Origin of the sequence: Mesorhizobium sp. WSM4906 (assembly GCF_029674625.1) — a bacterium.
GTDB lineage: Bacteria > Pseudomonadota > Alphaproteobacteria > Rhizobiales > Rhizobiaceae > Mesorhizobium.
Genome location: NZ_CP121355.1, coordinates 1552491 through 1570542 on the forward strand (window position 1 = coordinate 1552491; position 18052 = coordinate 1570542).

Consider the following 18052-nt stretch of genomic DNA (forward strand, 5'->3'; position numbering starts at 1 on the left):
GCGAAAGCTGCCAGAGCTGGATTAGAAATCCATGCCGCCCATGCCGCCCATGCCGCCGCCGCCCATGCCGCCAGGCATGCCGCCGCCAGCCGACTCCTTCTTCGGAGCCTCCGCGATCATGGCTTCGGTGGTGACCAGCAGGCCGGCGACCGAGGCCGCGTCCTGAAGAGCCGTACGGACAACCTTGACCGGATCGACGATACCCATGGCGATCATGTCGCCATACTCGCCGGTCTGGGCGTTGTAGCCGAAGGTCGCGCCCTTGTTCTCAAGGATCTTGCCGGCAACGATCGATGCTTCCGCACCGGCGTTGGCCGCGATCTGGCGGGCCGGAGCCTGCAGCGCACGACGCACGATGTTGATGCCGGCGGCCTGGTCGGCATTGACGCCGGTGGCCTTGATGTTGGCCGAAGCGCGCAGCAGCGCGACGCCACCACCAGCAACGATGCCTTCTTCGACGGCCGCGCGGGTCGCGTTGAGGGCGTCATCGACGCGGTCCTTCTTTTCCTTGACTTCGACTTCCGTCGCACCGCCGACGCGGATCACCGCAACGCCGCCGGCGAGCTTCGCCAGACGTTCCTGCAGCTTCTCCTTGTCGTAGTCCGAAGTGGTCTTTTCGATCTGCTGCTTGATCTGGGCAACGCGGCCCTGGATCTCGGCCTTCTTGCCGGCGCCGTCGACGATGGTGGTGTTCTCCTTGGAGATCGACACCTTCTTGGCGCGGCCGAGCATGTTGAGGCCGACGTTCTCGAGCTTGATGCCGAGGTCTTCCGAGATGACCTGGCCACCGGTGAGGATGGCGATGTCTTCCAGCATGGCCTTGCGGCGATCACCGAAGCCCGGCGCCTTGACGGCGGCGATCTTCAGGCCGCCACGCAGCTTGTTGACGACCAGCGTGGCCAGAGCCTCGCCTTCGACGTCTTCCGAGATGATGAGCAGCGGCTTCGAGGTCTGCACGACGGCTTCGAGAACCGGCAGCATGGCCTGGAGGTTGGACAGCTTCTTCTCGTGCAGGAGGATGTAGACGTCCTCGAGTTCGGCAACCATCTTGTCGGCGTTGGTGACGAAGTAGGGCGAGAGGTAGCCGCGGTCGAACTGCATGCCTTCGACGACTTCGAGTTCGGTCTCGGCGGTCTTGGCTTCCTCAACCGTGATGACGCCTTCGTTGCCGACCTTCTGCATCGCTTCGGCGATCATCTTGCCGACCGAAGCATCGCCGTTGCCGGCGATGGTGCCGACCTGGGCAACCTCTTCGGAGGTCTTGATCTTCTTGGCGTTCTTGATCAGGGTCGCAACGACGTCGGTTACCGCGAGGTCGATGCCGCGCTTCAGGTCCATCGGGTTCATGCCGGCGGCAACGGCCTTGTGGCCTTCCTGGACGATCGACTGCGCCAGAACGGTCGCGGTCGTGGTGCCGTCGCCAGCGATGTCGTTGGTCTTCGAAGCAACTTCGCGGACCATCTGCGCGCCCATGTTTTCGAACTTGTCCTCAAGCTCGATTTCCTTGGCGACGGTGACGCCGTCCTTGGTGATGCGCGGGGCGCCGAACGACTTGTCGATGACCACGTTGCGGCCCTTGGGGCCGAGCGTGACCTTCACCGCGTCAGCGAGGATGTTGACACCGCGCAGCATGCGCTCGCGGGCATCGCGGGAGAATTTTACGTCTTTGGCAGCCATTTTTAGCTCCTGGCAGGGGCTTCAATCGAGCCCGGGAATTCAGTTGACGAAAGGGCCTGATATGAGCCGATGATGCCCATGATGTCGGATTCCTTCATGATCAGAAGGTCTTCGCCATTGAGCTTGACTTCCGTGCCCGACCACTTGCTGAACAGGATGCGGTCGCCGGCCTTGACGTCCAGCGGGACCAGCTTGCCAGCTTCGTCACGAGCGCCGAAGCCGACAGCGATGATCTCGCCTTCCTGCGGCTTTTCCTTTGCCGTGTCGGGGATGATGATCCCGCCAGCGGTCTTGGATTCGGATTCGACCCGGCGAACGACCACGCGGTCATGCAGCGGGCGGAACTTCGACTTTGCCATTTTCGGATTTTTCCCTGGTGCGCTGTTGAGGGGTTTTTGTTAGCACTCGCGATGGACGAGTGCTAACGCGATAGTGAGGTAGGCTGTAAGCGGGCACTCGTCAAGACGGACGAGGGCAGGCGAGGAGCTCTGGCCCCCTCCCCGGTGGAACCCAACGCATACGCGGCATCCGCGTTGATGGCTGCGAGCCCCACATTTCCATTGAATTCGGCGTCATGACGCCAACTTGCTCGCGCCGCTTCCAAGTCGTCAGTCGTGCTGCCGTCAGCACGAACATAGGGCTGCGCTTCACTTCCCGTCGAAGCCGCGGCAAGCAGCGTCGCCGTCAGCACGCTCCTTTGCAGATGCTTGCCAAAGGTGGACAGTGAGCGCACCTGCGCCGGGCTGTTGGTGCGAACGTAAGACGTCATTGACAACTCCTTTTTGCAAGTCGAGCCCCTTCTCCACCTTCGGCCGCCGTCGACGCGAAGAAGTCCGCATCGCGTTGAAGACGAGCTGCGAAAAAGAGAAAGATGTGTTTGATGGCTGCGGCCCCAACGGTGCCTTCAGATTTGAGATCACTTCCGCCGCGAGCGGCTGAAGCTCCTCGCAACGTCAAATCGAATCTGCTGCCAAGCCTCCAGGAAAGGAGAGCATTGCTCATCTCGCGCTTGTGCATGCAGTCAACCTTCGATCCGTGTTGCCACATCAAGAGCAAATGCCGTGCCAAAGCTCACTGGGAAGTGAACGCATGGCTCTCCCTGAAAACCTCACAAATCCAGCATGGTCAATTGTGCGGAACCCGACATGCGTCTTCTGCCACTGTCAGCTTTCGGACAGGCATGACGCGTTTCGCGCCGACCACCGGTCGATCGGTTTTGGGGCCGGTCTGTTCGCCTCATAAGAGCGCGTTACATTGCGTAGCGGTTTCCCGAGCGCCGCCACATGACACTGGACCTGCAGGTAGCACCGGCTTCTCATCCAGCCTTACTTTGGCCCCCTCGCGTATCAAATTCCCGCTGGCGAGCCCTGCTTTCATAGATCGCACCATGCCGGATGTCTGCTCTGGCGCCCGACCCGCTGGCACGATCTCGATCCGGCATAAGGGCGCAGCATCTTTGCAGGCCGTTTCATCCCGGCGTCCTGCTTGGCTGACAGACCGCACTTGGCGAGCGGTCTCCATGCTCTCTCCAAGGACCATCCCTGCGGCTGGCTTGTCGACCTATGGGCGGGTCCGGCCGCCCGAAACCCTCGCGCCATCAGCTTTTTTCCCCGCCGCCTGCGGCGGCTTCCTCGCGCCGCTTCGCTCACAAAAAAGCTGCCCGCTCGGGTCCTTCACTGTCGCTGCGGCCCTGTCGGATTCAGGCGGTCCTGACGCGCCCATTACGGTGCGCCATCGCAGGGGATGGTCCCCGGCGAAACCACAAAAGGAGACTTCGAAATGACCGCGATCGGTTACGTCAACAAGCAGGAAAACGGCGCCTACAAGGGCCAGTTCAAGACGCTCAGCGTCCGCGCCGACATCGATATCGTCCCCAACCAGGCCAAGAGCGCCGATAACCATCCCGACTTCCGGGTGCTTACGCAAGGGGTCGAAGTCGGCGCTGGCTGGATCCGCACCGGCGAGACTTCCGGCAAGGATTATGTGAGCCTGTCGATTGCAGCGCCGGAGTTCGGACCGCGCAAGCTCTACGCCAATCTCGGCCGAGCCGCCGGCCAGGACGATCACGACACCTACGCCATCATCTGGAACCCGGCCGACTGACCGGCCGAGATAAGAGCCTCGCGCCGCAGCCCCGGCGCGGGGCTCATTCCCAGGAGTTCCACCCAAACCCCGTCCGCCCTAAAGGGCGGCGAAAACTCTCCCCCGACTCTTCGCCCGTCCCCGAGACGATCTCCCTCGCCCATCCTCGCCCTCGCTTGTCCGAAGCGAAACGAGGATCATCATGGACGACGAAAACGAACGCGCGGCCCGCGCGAAAAAGGGCAGCCCGTTTCTCAGCACAGCCCAAGCCGCCTTCTATATCGGGCTCTCCCAGCGCACGCTCGAAAAGATGCGGCTCAAGGGCGGCGGCCCGAAATTCCGCAAGCACGGCCGCTATGTCCGCTATCACATCGACGAACTCGACCATTGGTCGAAAGGACACCCGCAGCACTCCATCGCCGGCGATGGCAAGGCCGGTTCCGGCCAGGGCGGCACGGGAGGCCGTTCATGAGGCGGCGCCCTTCCATCCATCTGATCGGCAGCCGCCTGAGGCGTGTTCGAGCCCGTAAGACGGTCGCCTTGGCCGCGGCCGGTCTCGGTCTTTTGGGCTTCACGGCGCTGGGAAAGCCCGCCCCTTGGCTGGTCTGGAACGCCTCGGCCAGCGCGCCGATCGGCCTTTACCGCATCGCTGCGGGAGCGCTGGCGCGTGGCGATCTCGTGCTCGTGCGCCCGCCTGAATACGCGGCGTATCTCGCCGCCGAGCGCAGCTATCTGCCTCGCAATGTGCCGCTGGCAAAACGTCTTGCAGCGCTGCCGGACGATAATGTCTGCGCCTTCAATGACGCCATCATCATCGGCGGCGACATCGTCGCGCGCCGGCTCAAAATCGACGCCGAAGGCCGACCTTTGCCATGGTGGAACGGCTGCCGAGCGCTCGGGGATAACGAGGTTTTCCTGCTCGGCAGCGACAAAAACCGCTCCTTCGACAGCCGCTATTTCGGGCCTGTTCCCACTCAAAATGTCATCGGGAGGCTCGTACCACTATGGACCGAGTGACCCTCCTCTTGTTGGGCATGATCGCCATTGCGCCATGCGCCTGTTCCGCCTCGACCGGCGCTGAGCCGGTCGCCATCTCCCAAAGTCCGCAGCTGCGAAAGTGGCAGACGTTGGTATCGGAAGCAAGCCGGCGCTTCCATATTCCCCAAGCCTGGATCTATGCCGTCATGGCTGCCGAAAGCGGCGGCAAGACAATGCGCGGCGGCCGCCCCATCACCTCCCCCGCTGGCGCCATGGGCCTCATGCAGGTGATGCCCGGCACCTATGAAGAGATGCGGGTCGAACACGGCCTTGGGCCTAACCCCCACGATCCGCGCGACAATATCCTGGCCGGCACGGCCTATCTCAGTGCCATGTATGACCGCTTCGGATTTCCTGGCCTGTTTGGCGCCTACAATGCCGGTCCCGAGCGCTACGACGAGCATTTGAAGCGTGGCAAACCGCTGCCAGAAGAGACCGTCGAGTACCTCGACCAACTCAAGGCGGCCGGAGTTTCGGCGGCCGACATCGAGGCGTTCGAAAGCCAATCTGTCGCTCCAAAGGCGCAAATCGCTCCTCTCGGACGGTCGCTGTTCTTCATTCATGACGGTGTTCACTCAGGCGTGCGAAACGGCGATCTCTTCGTGCCGCTCGGCAAGGACGGCGCGCAGCCGAAGGAGCCGGTGCGTTAGCCATGGCGGACGGGGGCGCGTCTGGCGGGGCTGGGCGCGGAAGGCAAGATAAAGGTACCGCCTCCAGGAGGCGGTTAAATCTTTGTCTGCACATCGTTTTTCCGGGAGGCTGCCGCCGGTGCCAAGAGGGTTTGACGTGTAAGTGTCTGATTTTGCTTGATATGTCTGGGAGGCTCGCATTAAGGATGACGAGTTCAGGCCGAAGCTCGGCAAAATCGGGTCGCGCGGCTCGAAGGCCGGCAAACGCTATGCCGGCCAGGTTCGTGCGGCGATCAACCGGGCTGGCGGCCGGCCGCAACGCGGTGGTCGCTTCACAGGAAGCCGGACAGGGCGCGGCGGGGCGGCCGCCGCACTGCTGAAATCGCGCGACCGGTATGCCGCCTTCCGCCAGCGCCGGGTGATCGTCAAGGCGCGGGTCGTCAAGCTCGCCGGCAAGGGCGCGGACGGGGCGCGTGCCCATCTACGCTATCTTCAGCGCGACGGGGTCACCCGCGAAGGTGAACCTGGCGAGCTCTACGGCGCCGACAGCGGCCGCGTCGACGGCAAGGCGTTCATCGATCGCGCGGACGGCGACCGCCATCAGTTCCGCTTCATCGTCGCTGCCGAAGACGGCATCGAGTACGACGACCTCAAGGCGCTGACGCGGCGGCTCATGGCGCAGATGCAGGAAGACCTCGGCACGAAGCTCGACTGGGTCGCGGTCGATCATTTCAACACCGGCCACCCGCACAGCCACATCATCGTCCGTGGCAGGGACGACCGTGGCGAGAACCTGGTCATCGCGCGCGAATATATCTCATCTGGCATCCGCGAGCGGGCGGCCGAGCTGGTCAGCCTCGATCTCGGTCCGCGAACCGACCGCGAGATTGAGCTTCGCCTGCGCCGGGAAATGGAGCAGGAACGCTTCACCAGCATCGACCGTCGGCTGCTCAGCATGCGTGATGATGACGGCCTGGTCTCGCCGGGCGGTCCCGACGCCATTCGCCAGACGCTGCACCAGGGACGGCTGCGCAAGCTCGAGCGGATGGGTCTGGCCGCGGAGGTCGGCGCTGGCTCCTGGCGCCTCGACGATGAGCTCGAAGCCACGCTGCGCCGCACCGGCGAACGCGGCGACATCATCAAGACCATGCACCGCGAACTGACCGGCAAGGGGCTTGCCCGCAGGGCCGCCGACTGGGTGATCCACGATCGATCCGGCGAGCCCGTCCAGTCTCTCGTCGGTCGCGTTGTCGCGCGTGGACTGGCCGACGAGATCAATGACCGCCATTACATGATCGTCGACGCCGTCGACGGTAAGAGCCATTGGATCAACATCGGTAGAGGCGAGGCGATGGAAACGATGCCTAATGGCTGCATCGTGCGTGTCGCGCCAAGGAACACCGAGCCGAGGCAGGTCGATCGTACCATCGCCGAAATCGCCGCCGCGCATGGCGGCCGTTACGACGTCGATATGCACCTGAAGCATGACCCATCCGCCACCGAGAGCTTTGCGCGAACGCATGTGCGGCGGCTGGAGGCGATCCGCCGCGCGACCGGCGGCGTTGAGCGAGAGCCGAACGGCACCTGGCTCATCGCGCCGGACCATCTCGATCGCGTCGCGAATTATGAGGGCCAGCGGGCCAGGGCCGAGCCTGTCGTTGCCGACAAGCTCTCCTCAATGGCGCTGGAGCGACAGGTCAGCTTCAACGGCGCCACCTGGCTCGACCGGGAGCTGGTTGCCGATAGACCCGAGCCTTTGCACGGATCCGGCTTCGGCCGCGACGTGAGAGAGGCGCAAGCTCGCCGGCGGCAGTGGCTGATCGCGCAAGGCCTCGCGCATAAAGAACAGGATGGGATCGTCTATCGAGCCAACATGCTTTCGATCCTGCGCCAGCGAGAACTGAACCGTGTTGCTGGCCAACTGTCGGAGGAACTTGGCCTGCCCTATGCCGAAGCGCGATTCGGAGGACGAGTAGAGGGTACGCTCCGCCGCTCCGTCGAGCTTGCCAGCGGAAAATATGCCGTCGTTGAAAAGTCGCGCGAGTTCACGCTGGTGCCATGGCGGCCGGTGCTTGAGCGCCATGTGGGCAAGGAGGTCTCCGGTGTCGTGAGTGGGGAGGGGATTTCATGGACCGTCGGCCGGCAAAGGAGCGGACCTGGTGTTTCGTGAGATGGTGTACAGCTTTTTAGCCAGCGGCGCGGGCAGCCATGCGAGCCCGCGTAGACCTTATGGCCGCACGCCCGCAATCGGTCGCATGGACCTGCCAGGCGGGGCGGCTTTGGAGCGTTCGGACCCGACACGCTGCGTGAGTGGCCAGACTTCGAGCGCTCGAAGATGCGGACTGTTGTCTGCTGGCCGGCGTTATTCCGGCTGGCCTATGACCGCGGCGCAACAGTTCACCGCTGAAGTTGCCACGGGCGAACATCGACAAGAGAAAAAACACCATTGCGCGTTACAAATCGCCGTTGAAAGCGTTTAGGTTGCATGCGCTTCGCCAAGTAAACGGATACCCCAGAAGAGAGCCATGACCACGGCCCGCCATATCGTGACGCTGCTTAAAAGCCACATTGCCGGCGACGAGGATCGTTTCCTCTCTATCGCGATGCAGCTTGCTGCGCATGAGGCACGTCAAGGCCATGGCAAGCTTGCTCAGGAGCTCAAGGATCTGGTCGACGCAGCCAAGAGCAGGGACGCCCGGATTGCCAAGAGCAGTCGGCCGGTTCCCCTTTTTCAGCCAAAGGGCGAACTCGCAGGCCTCCTGCATGTGCGCTATCCGGACCTGCGACTGACGGACATGATTTTGCCGGACAGTCTGCGCTCGCGCCTGCACCGCGTGCTGGGAGAGCAGCGCCAACAAGCAAGCTTGCGCGAGCACGGGCTTGTTCCCCGTCGCAAACTGCTTCTGGTCGGCCCGCCAGGATCAGGCAAGACGATGACCGCATCGGCATTGGCCGGGGAGCTTCATCTGCCCCTTTTCATGATCGTCCTCGATGGTTTGATCACCAAGTTCATGGGAGAGACTGCCGGAAAGCTGCGGCTTGTTTTTGATGCAATGCAGGCGACGCGGGGCGTCTACTTCTTTGACGAATTCGATGCCATCGGCGCGCGTCGAGGCGAACGCCAGGATGTTGGCGAGATTCGGCGCGTGCTGAATTCGTTTCTGCAGTTTCTCGAGCAAGACGACAGCCACAGCCTGATTATTGCGGCAACAAATCATCCCGAGCTGCTCGACAGAGCTTTGTTCCGCCGTTTCGACGATGTCATCGAATACGCCGTGCCCGATCGGCCGATTATCGAGGCGCTGCTTCGGGCTCGACTCGACCGCTTCGACACCAGAGGGCTTGCCTGGAACGAGGCGATCTCTCAGGCAGAGAGACTGTCGCAGGCCGAGATCACCCGCGCGGCCGACGACGCTGCAAAAACCATCATATTGCGGGGGGGGAAGCGGATCACCTCGGAAGCGCTCATCGACGCTCTGAAGGAACGCCGGCAGGCTTCGCTGTCTGAGTAGCGACAGCACAGATCATAATGGCAGACGATTTTCCGCGCGACCGCGCCCATATCCACCTTCGCAACAACGGCATTCGGGAAGCCTATCGGCGGCCCAACCAACTTATACATGCACCGCCGCTGCCGGCGCGTGATCGGGCGTCGCATGCTGCGGCCTTGACGCAATCCATCGAACAAGCGGTCGAAAGTGCACGCCAGCAGATTGCGGCGCGTGACCCCCAGCTGTCGGTCGGCACGCCTGGCTTTTACCTCGAGATCGATCTGCCCATGTCCGGACGGGCGGCCCTCGACCAGTTGGCCGATCGTCGCCAGCACATGGAGCTGGTCGCCGTCCATGAGCCAACTCAACCCGGTGCTCCCATCACAGCGTCGGTGTTCCTGCCGCAAAGCGCGCAAGCCTATTATTTGCGGAAAGTCGAGGCGTATCGAGACGTTGACACTGACCGCGGCAGACCGCGCAACGAGCCGCTCGTCTCCCGCATGGAGACAGTCAGGCTGGCGACTGCACGATCGTTGTTTACCGACCACGACGACCTCTTCCCCCAGGCCGCTGACGAGCAGGTGTGGTGGGAAGTCTGGCTGCGCGACGGTCGCCGCGAGAACTTCGAGCACATTGCCGAAGCCCTGAACATCACTTTGCGCACGCATGCGGTCAGGTTTCCGGAGCGGGTGGTCATGCTGGCACTCGCCAGCACGGCAATGCTCGACCGCATGATTGCGCACAGCGATGTCGTCGCCGAGCTGCGGCGCGCGAAGGATACGCCGTCCTTCTTCATGGGCCTTGGCGGCGCGGAGCAAAGGGACTGGAGCGACGAGCTTCTCGGGCGCGTCAGACCGCCTCAATCCGATATTGCGGTCTGCATTCTCGACAGCGGCGTACGTCGCACCCACCCGTTGATCGAACCCGCACTTGCCGTTGAAGACTGGCACACCGTCAAACCGGCATGGGGCAGCGACGACACACCTGCGTGGAGCGGCCACGGGACGCGAATGGCAGGTGTCGGCCTGTACGGTGATCTGGTCCCGCTCCTGGTCGGAGGCGATCCAGTTCCATTGCCCTTTCGGCTGGAGAGTGTCCGTATCCTTCCGCCAGAAGACGAGGCAAACGATCCAGAACTCTATGGCTCGATCACCGCGGAAGCGATCGCCCGCGCCGAGGTGCAGGCGCCGGAGCGCCGCCGCGCGATCGCAATGGCTGTGACAAGCGCCAGTCCGGCGCGTGGAAGGCCCACATCGTGGTCTGCCGCTATCGACCAACTCTGTTTCGAAGAGGAGCAGCGACGCTTGATCGTTCTCTCTGCCGGCAACATCGGCGATGACCTCATGCCGGCCGAGCATTTGACGCGCAACGATCTGGAAGCAGTCGATGATCCTTCTCAGGCCTGGAATGCGCTGACGGTCGGCGCTTTCACAGAAAAGGTCGATATCATTGACACCGACTTTGCGGGCTACGCTCCGATCGCGCCGGTCGGCGAGCTCTCGCCGCGCAGTCGCACTTCGGTCGTTTGGGACAGGCAGTGGCCGGTGAAGCCCGAGGTCGTCTTCGAAGGCGGCAATCTCGCCCATGACGGTGTGTTGCCTGGCGAGCCGATCGACGATCTGCAGATATTGACCACTTTCTATCGACCCGAACTGCGCCACTTCACCACCCTCGGAGATACGAGCGCGGCAACGGCCCATGCCGCACGGATGGCGGGACTAATTCTATCAGCGCGCCCCGAGCTGTGGCCTGAAACGGTTCGCGCCCTGATCGTCCACTCGGCCGAATGGACTCCGGCGATGCGCGCACGCATCGATGCGTGCAACGGAGCGAAGGGCGAGATCCAGGCGCTCGTGCGGCGCTATGGTTACGGCGTGCCAGATCTTGGGCGCGCGCTTCTGTCAACGGTGAACGACCTCACGCTTATCGTTGAAGATGAGCTTCAGCCTTTCCAGCGCGAGGGCGGCGCGGCTGCCAAAACGCGTGACATGAAGCTGCATCGCCTGCCTTGGCCGAAGGAGCAGCTCGCGGCGCTCGGCGCTGCCCAGGTCGAGCTCCGCGTCACGCTGTCCTATTTCATCGAACCCAACCCCGGTGAACGCGGATGGACCCGCCGGCATCGTTACGCGTCCCATGGTCTTCGGTTCAGAGTAAAGTCAGCGACCGAGACAGTCGACGAATTCCGAGCCCGCATCAATCAGGCCGCTCGGGACGAGGAGGAAGGGGCGCCTGCTGGAGGCGGAGAAGAGTGGCTGCTCGGCACCTTCCGCGATCGCGGCTCGTTGCACGCCGATTTCTGGTCGGGCAGCGCCGCCGATCTCGCCGAGCGTGATGCGATCGGCGTGTTCCCGGTCGGGGGCTGGTGGAAGGAGAAGCCTTACCTGGAACGCGTCGACGCTCTGGCTCGGTACGCCCTGATTGTGACGATGCGGGCGCCTGGGGTCGATGTTGACATCTTCACACCCGTCGAAGCAGCCCTGACTGTCGAGACGTCGGTCGAGACCTGATGCAGCACTGTCCAAATCGGCCAACAACGGAGGTTTGACCAGCCTCTGGTGCCATGGCGGCTGGTGCTGGATCATCACGTCGGCAACAGGGATCATGCGCGGAGGACGATAGGCCGGCAAAGGAGCGGGCCAAGCGTGTGATAATGGCGCCCATGGTCACGCCCACAAGCCGCGCCCCCTGCGTCTACGGAGAGGTGCGCGTCTGTTTAGGCGGCCGAGACATCGCTTACCTGATCAACGCGCTCGCCGTATTTGCGCCTGTAAGCGGCAATGAAATCGTCGTCGCTACAGATGCAGCGGCCGCTGGAGTCCTTGGCCTTCGGATCGTGCAAGTGAGAGCCAAGGGGGCGCAGAAGATTCACCCGAGTGCTCGTCGTCGGGCTCATGGGAAACCCCGCACTATGTTTGACCAAATCCGCGGCAAGCATAATCCCGGCAAGCACCGACTGAAAGGCCATCGGAACCACAGTTCGAACGCGGCGACTTCCTTCGCTAAGCTGGAACACCAGACCGCCGCAGATAGCCTGCTGATAAAAGGAGCGCAGGGGCTGGCCGACAAACGGGGCTAGCGGTTCAAACGGCACAGCCATCGCTGTAGCCACGCGAACTACAAAGTCGTTGGGAACTCCGGCATTGGTCTGCAGGAGCGTTTTCACCTGCTCGTGTGCTTCCGGTATTCCGAGTTCCTCGGCAATCAGCTGGTGCTCGTCCTTGGATTTTCCGGATGGCAGGTACATGCAACAAAGGCAAGCCTGGCCGTCATCGAAACCATGCCGGGAGATACCGAGATCGTGCTCCTGCGTCCAAGCGTTTGCGATCCATCGCGGCAGTGCACCTTGGACAGCCAGACGGTCGGCGGCGGTGTCAAGCGCCACACCCACTTGGTCGAAGACCCAATTGCCCCGGCGCGCAACATATTCTGCCCACGTCAGAGGGTGCGCCTCGACCTCAAGGGCAGTCGATCTAAGGGCGGTGGCTGCAAGAACCGCTTTGGACATACCAATCTCCGCCTGGCCAGCCAATGCGTAGCGCTGCAGGTTTGAGAGTTCGATCGCTTCGTGATCGATTACATGCAGACGACCTTTGAGATCGGGTTGTCTCGCTAGCGCCCAAAGCGAGCCATGGCCTATCGCACCGAGCCCAACGAGGTGGGTTTCGCCAAGGTCGACTGGGAAGTCGATCGGGCCAGGCTCTCCGGCTTTGGTCTTGTCGTAGCTGCATAGCGAGAGGTCGATGGTTTCGTCCAACTCGGCGCCGGTCAACTGGGCAGCGAAGATAGTTCGAAAGACGTTGGCGGCGCCGAAGCAACTGGCGGCGCCAGCTCCATAAGGCAGCAGACTTGGGCCAGAGCCCACCGGGTCCGTACGCGACAGCTTTGCCGCCCAACCGTCCGATCCCACGAAAAAGATCGGGCACCGGAGTGATGGGCGCGTTACCCCTGCAACGACGCAGACGGTGGCAGACTTGCCGGAACGCCGGATGCCGACTTTTGGATTGATCGACTTTGCCAAGCGCTCCAGCGCTTGGGCTTGAGAGCTCGCCGCGCTGTCCAGCGGGAGTATCGCCAGAACCGGGTAGAGCCTAGCGAGCAATCTCACCGCAAGATCTAGTGTCGCCTGGCCTTCGGCGCAGGAAGCGGCCTGATGGTCGAAGGCGACTGCCACGACCTGCTTTTCAAGAGCTGCTTTGAAGTCTCCCAGATGAAAATCGGCCAGGACCTGAGATGCCGCCGTGGCGGCGCGATCGATGAAGTTAGCGAATGCCATTGTTCAACTCGATATCATGATCATTCGCGACAGTGCCGCGGGAGGGAGCGCATTCCATTTGGCCTTTTCGTCAAGCCGATAGGCGGCGACCCGAGCAAAATCGAAAGGCTCGCGGGCGAAATTCGGCACTACCAGCGACAGACACCCAACCGTGGTAGCAACCGCATAAGCGTCGTCCGTCGTCGAATGGTAGGCGCGGCCCGGATGGCTGTGAATCTGGGCCAAGAGTTTCAGGCCGCTTTTGTAGAGCCAGACATTGAGCCGGTGCAGTTCTTCGGCCGCAACGATCACGCAAACGCCATCGTTTGTCCGAATGTGACGCTGCGCCGGGATAACCGTCTCTGTTACGGCAAAGTGCCGCTCTTGCTGAACGCCGACCCAGAGCGCCATCCCCTCATTGCCCTCGCGACCAACTGAGCGCAGATGCCCATGCGTGGTCGAGATGCAGCCGCGCGGGAGAGTCACGATCGTTACATCTCTCAAACCAGTCATTCTTGTATCGCCTGAGGGGATACCACCATTCCTACGATTGTCGGTTGGAGTTGAATCTGCAACTGCTCTATAGGAACGATTCCGTACTTGATGATCTTGTCCAGGATGAAGGCCAAACAGCCTTCGCCAGAACCCCGATGAAGCAGCCATGGATCACCTGAATGGGCTGGATTGTCGTGGTATTCCCGGACGCCCGCCATGCACAGGAATGGTTCGTCCTCGGGACTGTTGGCCTGGATGAAGTCCGTCAGCGGCACGGCGTTCTGCTGGATGAGAGCTCCTATCATCTCCGGCGGCGTTCCGGGCAGCGGCGGACGTCTAAGCATTTTCAGGTATAGATCTTTCCGGGCAATCGGATGACGCGTAAACGGATCGACGAAGACCACGGACGGTGGTCTTAAGTCGTAGTCGGTGAAGTCGACCTCGCTCGCTGCGCTGACCACCCGTGGCTTTAACTTGGGGCTGGCGAAAATGAAGAAAGCGCGCGGAAAGGTCGCCTCGATCAAGAAGCAGCCCTGAGCCCGATAGACATCAGCATATGGCCGGAACCGGCCGATCTCCCGATCAAACTTCGCTCGGGAGACCTCCGGATCCACACTTTGGTGTTTAGGCACCTGCGACGCCCGCCTTCAGGCTGAGGAACAGGGTCACAGTATTCGGGAAACCGAAGTCGCCAAGCTTCTTGTCGACATCGAGCAAGTTGCCGGCCTCATCCTTGAATTCCCAATTCTCGGCTGGTTGGGCGACATTCTGCGTGTTCTCAAGGGCTTTGGTACGAATGACGTGAAGCGGCTGGTTGGGATTGGCTTCGACCTGCGTGGGCTGGCCGTTCACCACCACCGTGATCTCGATCTTGCCCGGTCCGCCGCCGTGATTATCGCCCTTACCCGAATCCTTCGACATTGTCCTACTCCTGTGGCTTGCCAACCGCCCCACGCCCTGGCGCCCACCTGCGAGTGAGACCGGCGGTCTTCAATCGTTCACCCGGCGCCACGGCCGCGAGTACGCGAAAGACAGGGGATAAGCTACCGAATCGGTGCTTGCCTTCTTTTATGGGTGACTTGAGCCGCAAGTAAATGGTCTCAAATTGCTCCTCACAACTATAATCGATTAGAGCAATGCAAAAATATTGGCGACACGCCTATTCATCTGCTCTCTCACTCGCCTGCTCCGTGCTTGGCAAGGGGAGCTTTGACTGCGTCACGCGTCCCCCAAGCAGCCGATTGCGCCGGCAGCGCCGTAGGAACCGTCGTTCAGAGTCTTCACCACTCAAGCAGCCGCATGGATGCAGCCGACGCTCGTCTCCACAAACAGCGCAAGTGGTGCCTTGTTGGATAAGGTCGCCTCGTCCCTGGTGCAGCATCTGTCGGAACGGGTCCGCTGCGAGACCATGCCTCATCATCGCGCATGCGCAGCAGCCGGCGGTCGATGCTCGTAAGGCGTTCTGCTCATTTCGTGGCGAAGGCGCTGCTCGACTCGCGGACATATGCGGGCACCGAGGCGGAGGCTGACCAGTCGGCGCCGCGTTCGCGGATGTCGCTTGCAATGTGCTCGCGTGCGTTTGCCGCCGGCGACCTTGCCGTCCTCGCCTGCTATGGCGAGCCGGCGCAAGCGGATTGCTCGATACTGCCGGCGAGGCTGCGGGCCGGTCCTAACGGCCGTTCACAAGAGCTTGCATCAGCAACTGGCAATCGGATCGATAACTTCGCGATCGCCGTTATGGCGCGGAGATGCGGTCTCGCCGGGTTGTGGCTGGCGCTTCGTTGTGGGCGGCGCGTCGTAGCCGAGGGAGCAGGGGCGGCGCCATGATCCAGACCGAACGCGCGCTGCAGCAGGTGCTTGAGTGGGGGCGTGCCCTGACCGGTTTCGCGGATGAGCATGCTGAGGAAGCGGTAAGGGGCGGCCAGTATATCCTGCAACGCATTCACCCGAGCCTGCGCGACACCAGCGCCCGCACCGGCCGCGATCCGCAGGACGAAACGCTGATCGTGGCGTTCTATCGCGAACTGGCGCTGCTGTTCTGGCTAGACGATTGCAACGACGTTGGCCTGATCGCGCCGGAGCAGCTCGCCGCCCTGGAGCAGGCGCTGGGGCACGGCGTACCGTGCGTGCTCTCCGGATTCGAGGGCTGCGCTCAGCTGCGCGCTTCGCTGGCTGCGCTCGCTTACGATCGTCACGACTATGCTCGGCTTCTCGACTATACCCGGTGCTACTGCGCGGCGCTGCGCGCCGGACACGCGCAGGCGGCAGGGGCGCGACGCTGGTCTTACGCCGAGTACCTGCACAACGGCATCGATTCGATCGCTTACGGGACCGTGTTCTGTTGCCTGTCGCTGCTGTGGGGGCTGGACATGGCGACCTTGCGCGCGCGTCCAGCGTTTCGCCAGGTCCTGCGGCTCATCTCAGTGATAGGGCGCCTGCAGAACGATCTGCATGGACGCGACAAGGACAGGTCGGCCGGCGATAACGCGGCGATCCTGCTTCTGCAGCGCTATCCGGCTATGCCTGTGGTTGAGTTCCTCAACGACGAGTTGGCCGGCCATACGCGCATGCTGCACCGGGTGATGGCGGAAGAATGCTTTCCCGCGCCGTGGGGACCGTTGATCGAGGCGATGGCGGCGATCCGCGCGCAGTACTACCAGACTTCGACCAGCCGCTATCGCAGCGACGCTGCAGGGGGAGGCCAGCGTGCGTCGGCCTGGACGCGCCGGAGGCGGCGGCTTGGGCGCGCTGCCGTCGGTTCGATCCGACGCAACGCCGTCGCCCGCTGCTACGGATGGAGCGAGCATGAGCGACACCGCCCTGAGCCGGGGAAGGACGAACATCTGGACATCGTGCTGGATCGGCGAACGGCGCCGGCCACGGTGGCCGCTGGCTGGGAGTACATCCATCTCGAACACTGCGCACTGCCCGAGTTGGACCTGACGCAGATCGACCTGCGCGCCTCGCTGCTGGGCAAGGCTATGCGCGCGCCGCTGCTGATCAGCTCTATGGCCGGCGGCATGCCACGGGCCGAGGCCATCAACCGGCATTTGAGCGAGGCAGCGCAAGCCTTGGGGATCGCCATGTGCGGTTCGCAGCGTGTGAGCCTGCAATCCCGCAACTCCCAGGGGCTAACGCGCGCGCTGCGCCGCCTGGCGCCAGACATTCCCTTGCTGGCCAATATCGGCGCCGCGCAACTGCGGGAGGCCGACGGCCTGGACCTGGCGCGTCGCGCGGTGGACGCGCTGGAGGCCGATGGGCTCATCGTCCATCTCAATCCGCTGCAGGAAGCGGTACAGCCGGAGGGCGACCGCGAACTGGCGCGGCGTCCTGGCGCTGATCGCTGGCGCCGCGCGCATCGTGGGCGTGCCGATGGTGGCCAAGGAAGTGGGGGCGGGCCTGTCCGCCTCGGTGCCTGTGCGCTCGTCGAGGCGGGCGTGGCGGTAATCGATGTCGCCGGCGCCGGCGGCACCAGTTGGGCCGCAGTGGAGGGCGAGCGCGCCCGCAATGCCGCCGACCGTGCAGTGGCGATGTCATTCGCCGATTGGGGGATTCCACCCTGACCAGCGTGCAGGCGGTGCGTCGGGCGCTGCCAACGGTGAAGCTGATCGCGTCGGGCGGGATCCGCGATGGCGTCGACGTGGCCAAGGCCATCCGCCTGGGCGCGGACATCGCCGGGCAGGCGGCCAGCGTGCTGGGCGCGGCGACAGTGTCCACCGGGGCCGTTGTCGCGCATTTCGAGATCGTCATCCGCCAGTTGGCCGTCGCCTGCTTCTGCACGGGCTCGGCTGATCTGGCGGCGTTGCGTCAGGCGCGCTTGTTGCCCTCGTCGCATTTGTCCGCCGGTTGATGTCGGCGTCGTCCGCACGCTAACAGCAGGCTGCTGAAATACCTACGCCAAAGACAGACTATTGATCCCCCTGGCGAGACGGCTCGATTGACGGGAGCGATGTGTTCATGGAGCAGCTGTTCACGATGAAGCGGTTGGAAGATTTCGTTCCAGCCGGTCATCCTGGTGCCCGCACCGGCTGATGATCAATGGAGCGCTGGTGCGGCTAGACGGCATCCTTTCCGGCATGTACGCCTGCAGTGCCAAAGGCGGTCGCCCCAGCGTTGCGCCGGAGAAATTGCTGCGGGCCGTGTGTTGCAGGTGTTCTACAGCGTCCGTCGGAATTGATGCAGCAGGTGCTGCTGTGGCAAGGCCAAGACCCGGGAATGCCGTCAGCTTTGATCAGGCGCTTCGGGCCGTCGGAAACGCGCGAAGAGTCCGGCTTTCGAAAAAGGCCGAACGCCTCAGATAAAGCCAGAACTCCTTGGGTCACCATCAAACCAATTTGACGCCCCGGGACAATTTCGTCCGGCATTGTCCGGTGTGCGACGATGTTGGG

13 protein-coding genes and 4 pseudogenes are annotated in these 18052 nt (G+C 62.9%); 10 read left to right on the forward strand and 7 right to left on the reverse strand.

Annotation, left to right across the window (positions count from 1 at the left end; all coding sequences use genetic code 11):
- Positions 1-21: 21 nt before the first annotated feature.
- From groL to QAZ22_RS07280, 3 genes and pseudogenes are all read right to left on the reverse strand, one after another.
- On the reverse strand, positions 22-1677 hold the full coding sequence (gene groL / locus QAZ22_RS07270; protein WP_063169240.1) for a chaperonin GroEL: 1656 nt from the start codon (positions 1675-1677) through the stop codon (positions 22-24).
- A 65-nt stretch (positions 1678-1742) separates the two neighbouring features.
- Positions 1743-2036 (reverse strand): annotated as a pseudogene (gene groES, locus QAZ22_RS07275) (co-chaperone GroES); the annotation flags it as partial.
- Positions 2037-2098: 62 nt separating this feature from the next.
- A complete protein-coding gene (locus tag QAZ22_RS07280; RefSeq protein ID WP_063169239.1) occupies positions 2099-2446 on the reverse strand; it encodes a hypothetical protein in 348 nt (115 codons plus the stop codon).
- Between the two features lie 1010 nt (positions 2447-3456).
- Between QAZ22_RS07280 and QAZ22_RS07285 the strand changes: the two genes are divergently transcribed.
- The 7 genes from QAZ22_RS07285 to QAZ22_RS07315 all read left to right on the forward strand — a co-directional run bounded on the left by QAZ22_RS07285 (position 3457) and on the right by QAZ22_RS07315 (position 11424).
- Positions 3457-3780: a DUF736 domain-containing protein gene (locus QAZ22_RS07285; RefSeq protein WP_024505644.1), complete on the forward strand. Its 324-nt coding sequence runs from the start codon at positions 3457-3459 to the stop codon at positions 3778-3780.
- A 181-nt stretch (positions 3781-3961) separates the two neighbouring features.
- Positions 3962-4231, forward strand: a complete 270-nt coding sequence (locus tag QAZ22_RS07290; protein ID WP_024505645.1) for a helix-turn-helix domain-containing protein — start codon at positions 3962-3964, stop codon at positions 4229-4231.
- Entirely contained in the window at positions 4228-4776 is a 549-nt protein-coding gene (locus QAZ22_RS07295) for a S26 family signal peptidase (RefSeq protein ID WP_024505646.1), read from the forward strand. Before QAZ22_RS07290 ends, QAZ22_RS07295 begins: the two co-directional genes overlap by 4 nt.
- Positions 4764-5447 (forward strand): lytic transglycosylase domain-containing protein, encoded by a 684-nt coding sequence (locus QAZ22_RS07300; protein WP_024505647.1) that lies wholly within the window; start codon positions 4764-4766, stop codon positions 5445-5447. The genes QAZ22_RS07295 and QAZ22_RS07300 overlap by 13 nt, the downstream gene beginning before the upstream one ends.
- A gap of 178 nt (positions 5448-5625) precedes the next feature.
- A complete protein-coding gene (rlxS, locus tag QAZ22_RS07305) occupies positions 5626-7596 on the forward strand; it encodes a relaxase/mobilization nuclease RlxS (protein WP_063169238.1) in 1971 nt (656 codons plus the stop codon).
- Positions 7597-7951: 355 nt separating this feature from the next.
- Positions 7952-8938, forward strand: a complete 987-nt coding sequence (locus QAZ22_RS07310; protein WP_024505649.1) for an ATP-binding protein — start codon at positions 7952-7954, stop codon at positions 8936-8938.
- A 17-nt stretch (positions 8939-8955) separates the two neighbouring features.
- A complete protein-coding gene (locus QAZ22_RS07315; RefSeq protein ID WP_063169237.1) occupies positions 8956-11424 on the forward strand; it encodes a S8 family peptidase in 2469 nt (822 codons plus the stop codon).
- Positions 11425-11630: 206 nt separating this feature from the next.
- On the opposite strand, the gene QAZ22_RS07320 is transcribed toward QAZ22_RS07315, so the two are convergent.
- Genes QAZ22_RS07320 through QAZ22_RS07335 form a run of 4 tightly spaced genes read right to left on the reverse strand, consistent with a single transcriptional unit; the run spans position 11631 to position 14585 of the window.
- The gene (locus QAZ22_RS07320) at positions 11631-13190 is read right to left on the reverse strand and encodes an E2 ligase fold family C protein (protein ID WP_024505651.1); all 1560 of its coding nucleotides are present in this window, start codon (positions 13188-13190) and stop codon (positions 11631-11633) included.
- A 3-nt stretch (positions 13191-13193) separates the two neighbouring features.
- Positions 13194-13682 carry a Mov34/MPN/PAD-1 family protein gene (locus QAZ22_RS07325; RefSeq protein WP_024505652.1) on the reverse strand — a complete coding sequence of 163 codons (489 nt, stop codon included), beginning with the start codon at positions 13680-13682 and terminating at the stop codon, positions 13194-13196.
- Positions 13679-14296 (reverse strand): putative metal-binding protein, encoded by a 618-nt coding sequence (locus QAZ22_RS07330; protein ID WP_024505653.1) that lies wholly within the window; start codon positions 14294-14296, stop codon positions 13679-13681. Before QAZ22_RS07330 ends, QAZ22_RS07325 begins: the two co-directional genes overlap by 4 nt.
- On the reverse strand, positions 14289-14585 hold the full coding sequence (locus QAZ22_RS07335; RefSeq protein WP_024505654.1) for a DUF2604 domain-containing protein: 297 nt from the start codon (positions 14583-14585) through the stop codon (positions 14289-14291). The genes QAZ22_RS07330 and QAZ22_RS07335 overlap by 8 nt, the downstream gene beginning before the upstream one ends.
- Before the next feature lie 902 nt (positions 14586-15487).
- Here QAZ22_RS07335 and QAZ22_RS07340 point away from each other — a divergent pair.
- From QAZ22_RS07340 to QAZ22_RS07350, 3 pseudogenes are all read left to right on the forward strand, one after another.
- Positions 15488-16381: pseudogene (locus tag QAZ22_RS07340) on the forward strand (hypothetical protein); the annotation flags it as partial.
- Positions 16382-16469: 88 nt separating this feature from the next.
- Positions 16470-17514, forward strand: a pseudogene (fni, locus tag QAZ22_RS07345) (type 2 isopentenyl-diphosphate Delta-isomerase).
- Positions 17515-17600: 86 nt separating this feature from the next.
- A pseudogene (locus QAZ22_RS07350) lies at positions 17601-17832 on the forward strand (IS5/IS1182 family transposase); the annotation flags it as partial.
- Between the last annotated feature and the right edge of the window lie 220 nt (positions 17833-18052).

Coding starts and splice junctions, on each gene's coding strand:
- groL (WP_063169240.1), bottom strand. CDS start 1,677: ATGGCTGCCAAAGACGTAAAATTCTCCCGCGATGCCCGCGAGCGCATG.
- QAZ22_RS07280 (WP_063169239.1), bottom strand. CDS start 2,446: ATGACGTCTTACGTTCGCACCAACAGCCCGGCGCAGGTGCGCTCACTG.
- QAZ22_RS07285 (WP_024505644.1), top strand. CDS start 3,457: ATGACCGCGATCGGTTACGTCAACAAGCAGGAAAACGGCGCCTACAAG.
- QAZ22_RS07290 (WP_024505645.1), top strand. CDS start 3,962: ATGGACGACGAAAACGAACGCGCGGCCCGCGCGAAAAAGGGCAGCCCG.
- QAZ22_RS07295 (WP_024505646.1), top strand. CDS start 4,228: ATGAGGCGGCGCCCTTCCATCCATCTGATCGGCAGCCGCCTGAGGCGT.
- QAZ22_RS07300 (WP_024505647.1), top strand. CDS start 4,764: ATGGACCGAGTGACCCTCCTCTTGTTGGGCATGATCGCCATTGCGCCA.
- QAZ22_RS07310 (WP_024505649.1), top strand. CDS start 7,952: ATGACCACGGCCCGCCATATCGTGACGCTGCTTAAAAGCCACATTGCC.
- QAZ22_RS07315 (WP_063169237.1), top strand. CDS start 8,956: ATGGCAGACGATTTTCCGCGCGACCGCGCCCATATCCACCTTCGCAAC.
- QAZ22_RS07320 (WP_024505651.1), bottom strand. CDS start 13,190: ATGGCATTCGCTAACTTCATCGATCGCGCCGCCACGGCGGCATCTCAG.
- QAZ22_RS07325 (WP_024505652.1), bottom strand. CDS start 13,682: ATGACTGGTTTGAGAGATGTAACGATCGTGACTCTCCCGCGCGGCTGC.
- QAZ22_RS07335 (WP_024505654.1), bottom strand. CDS start 14,585: ATGTCGAAGGATTCGGGTAAGGGCGATAATCACGGCGGCGGACCGGGC.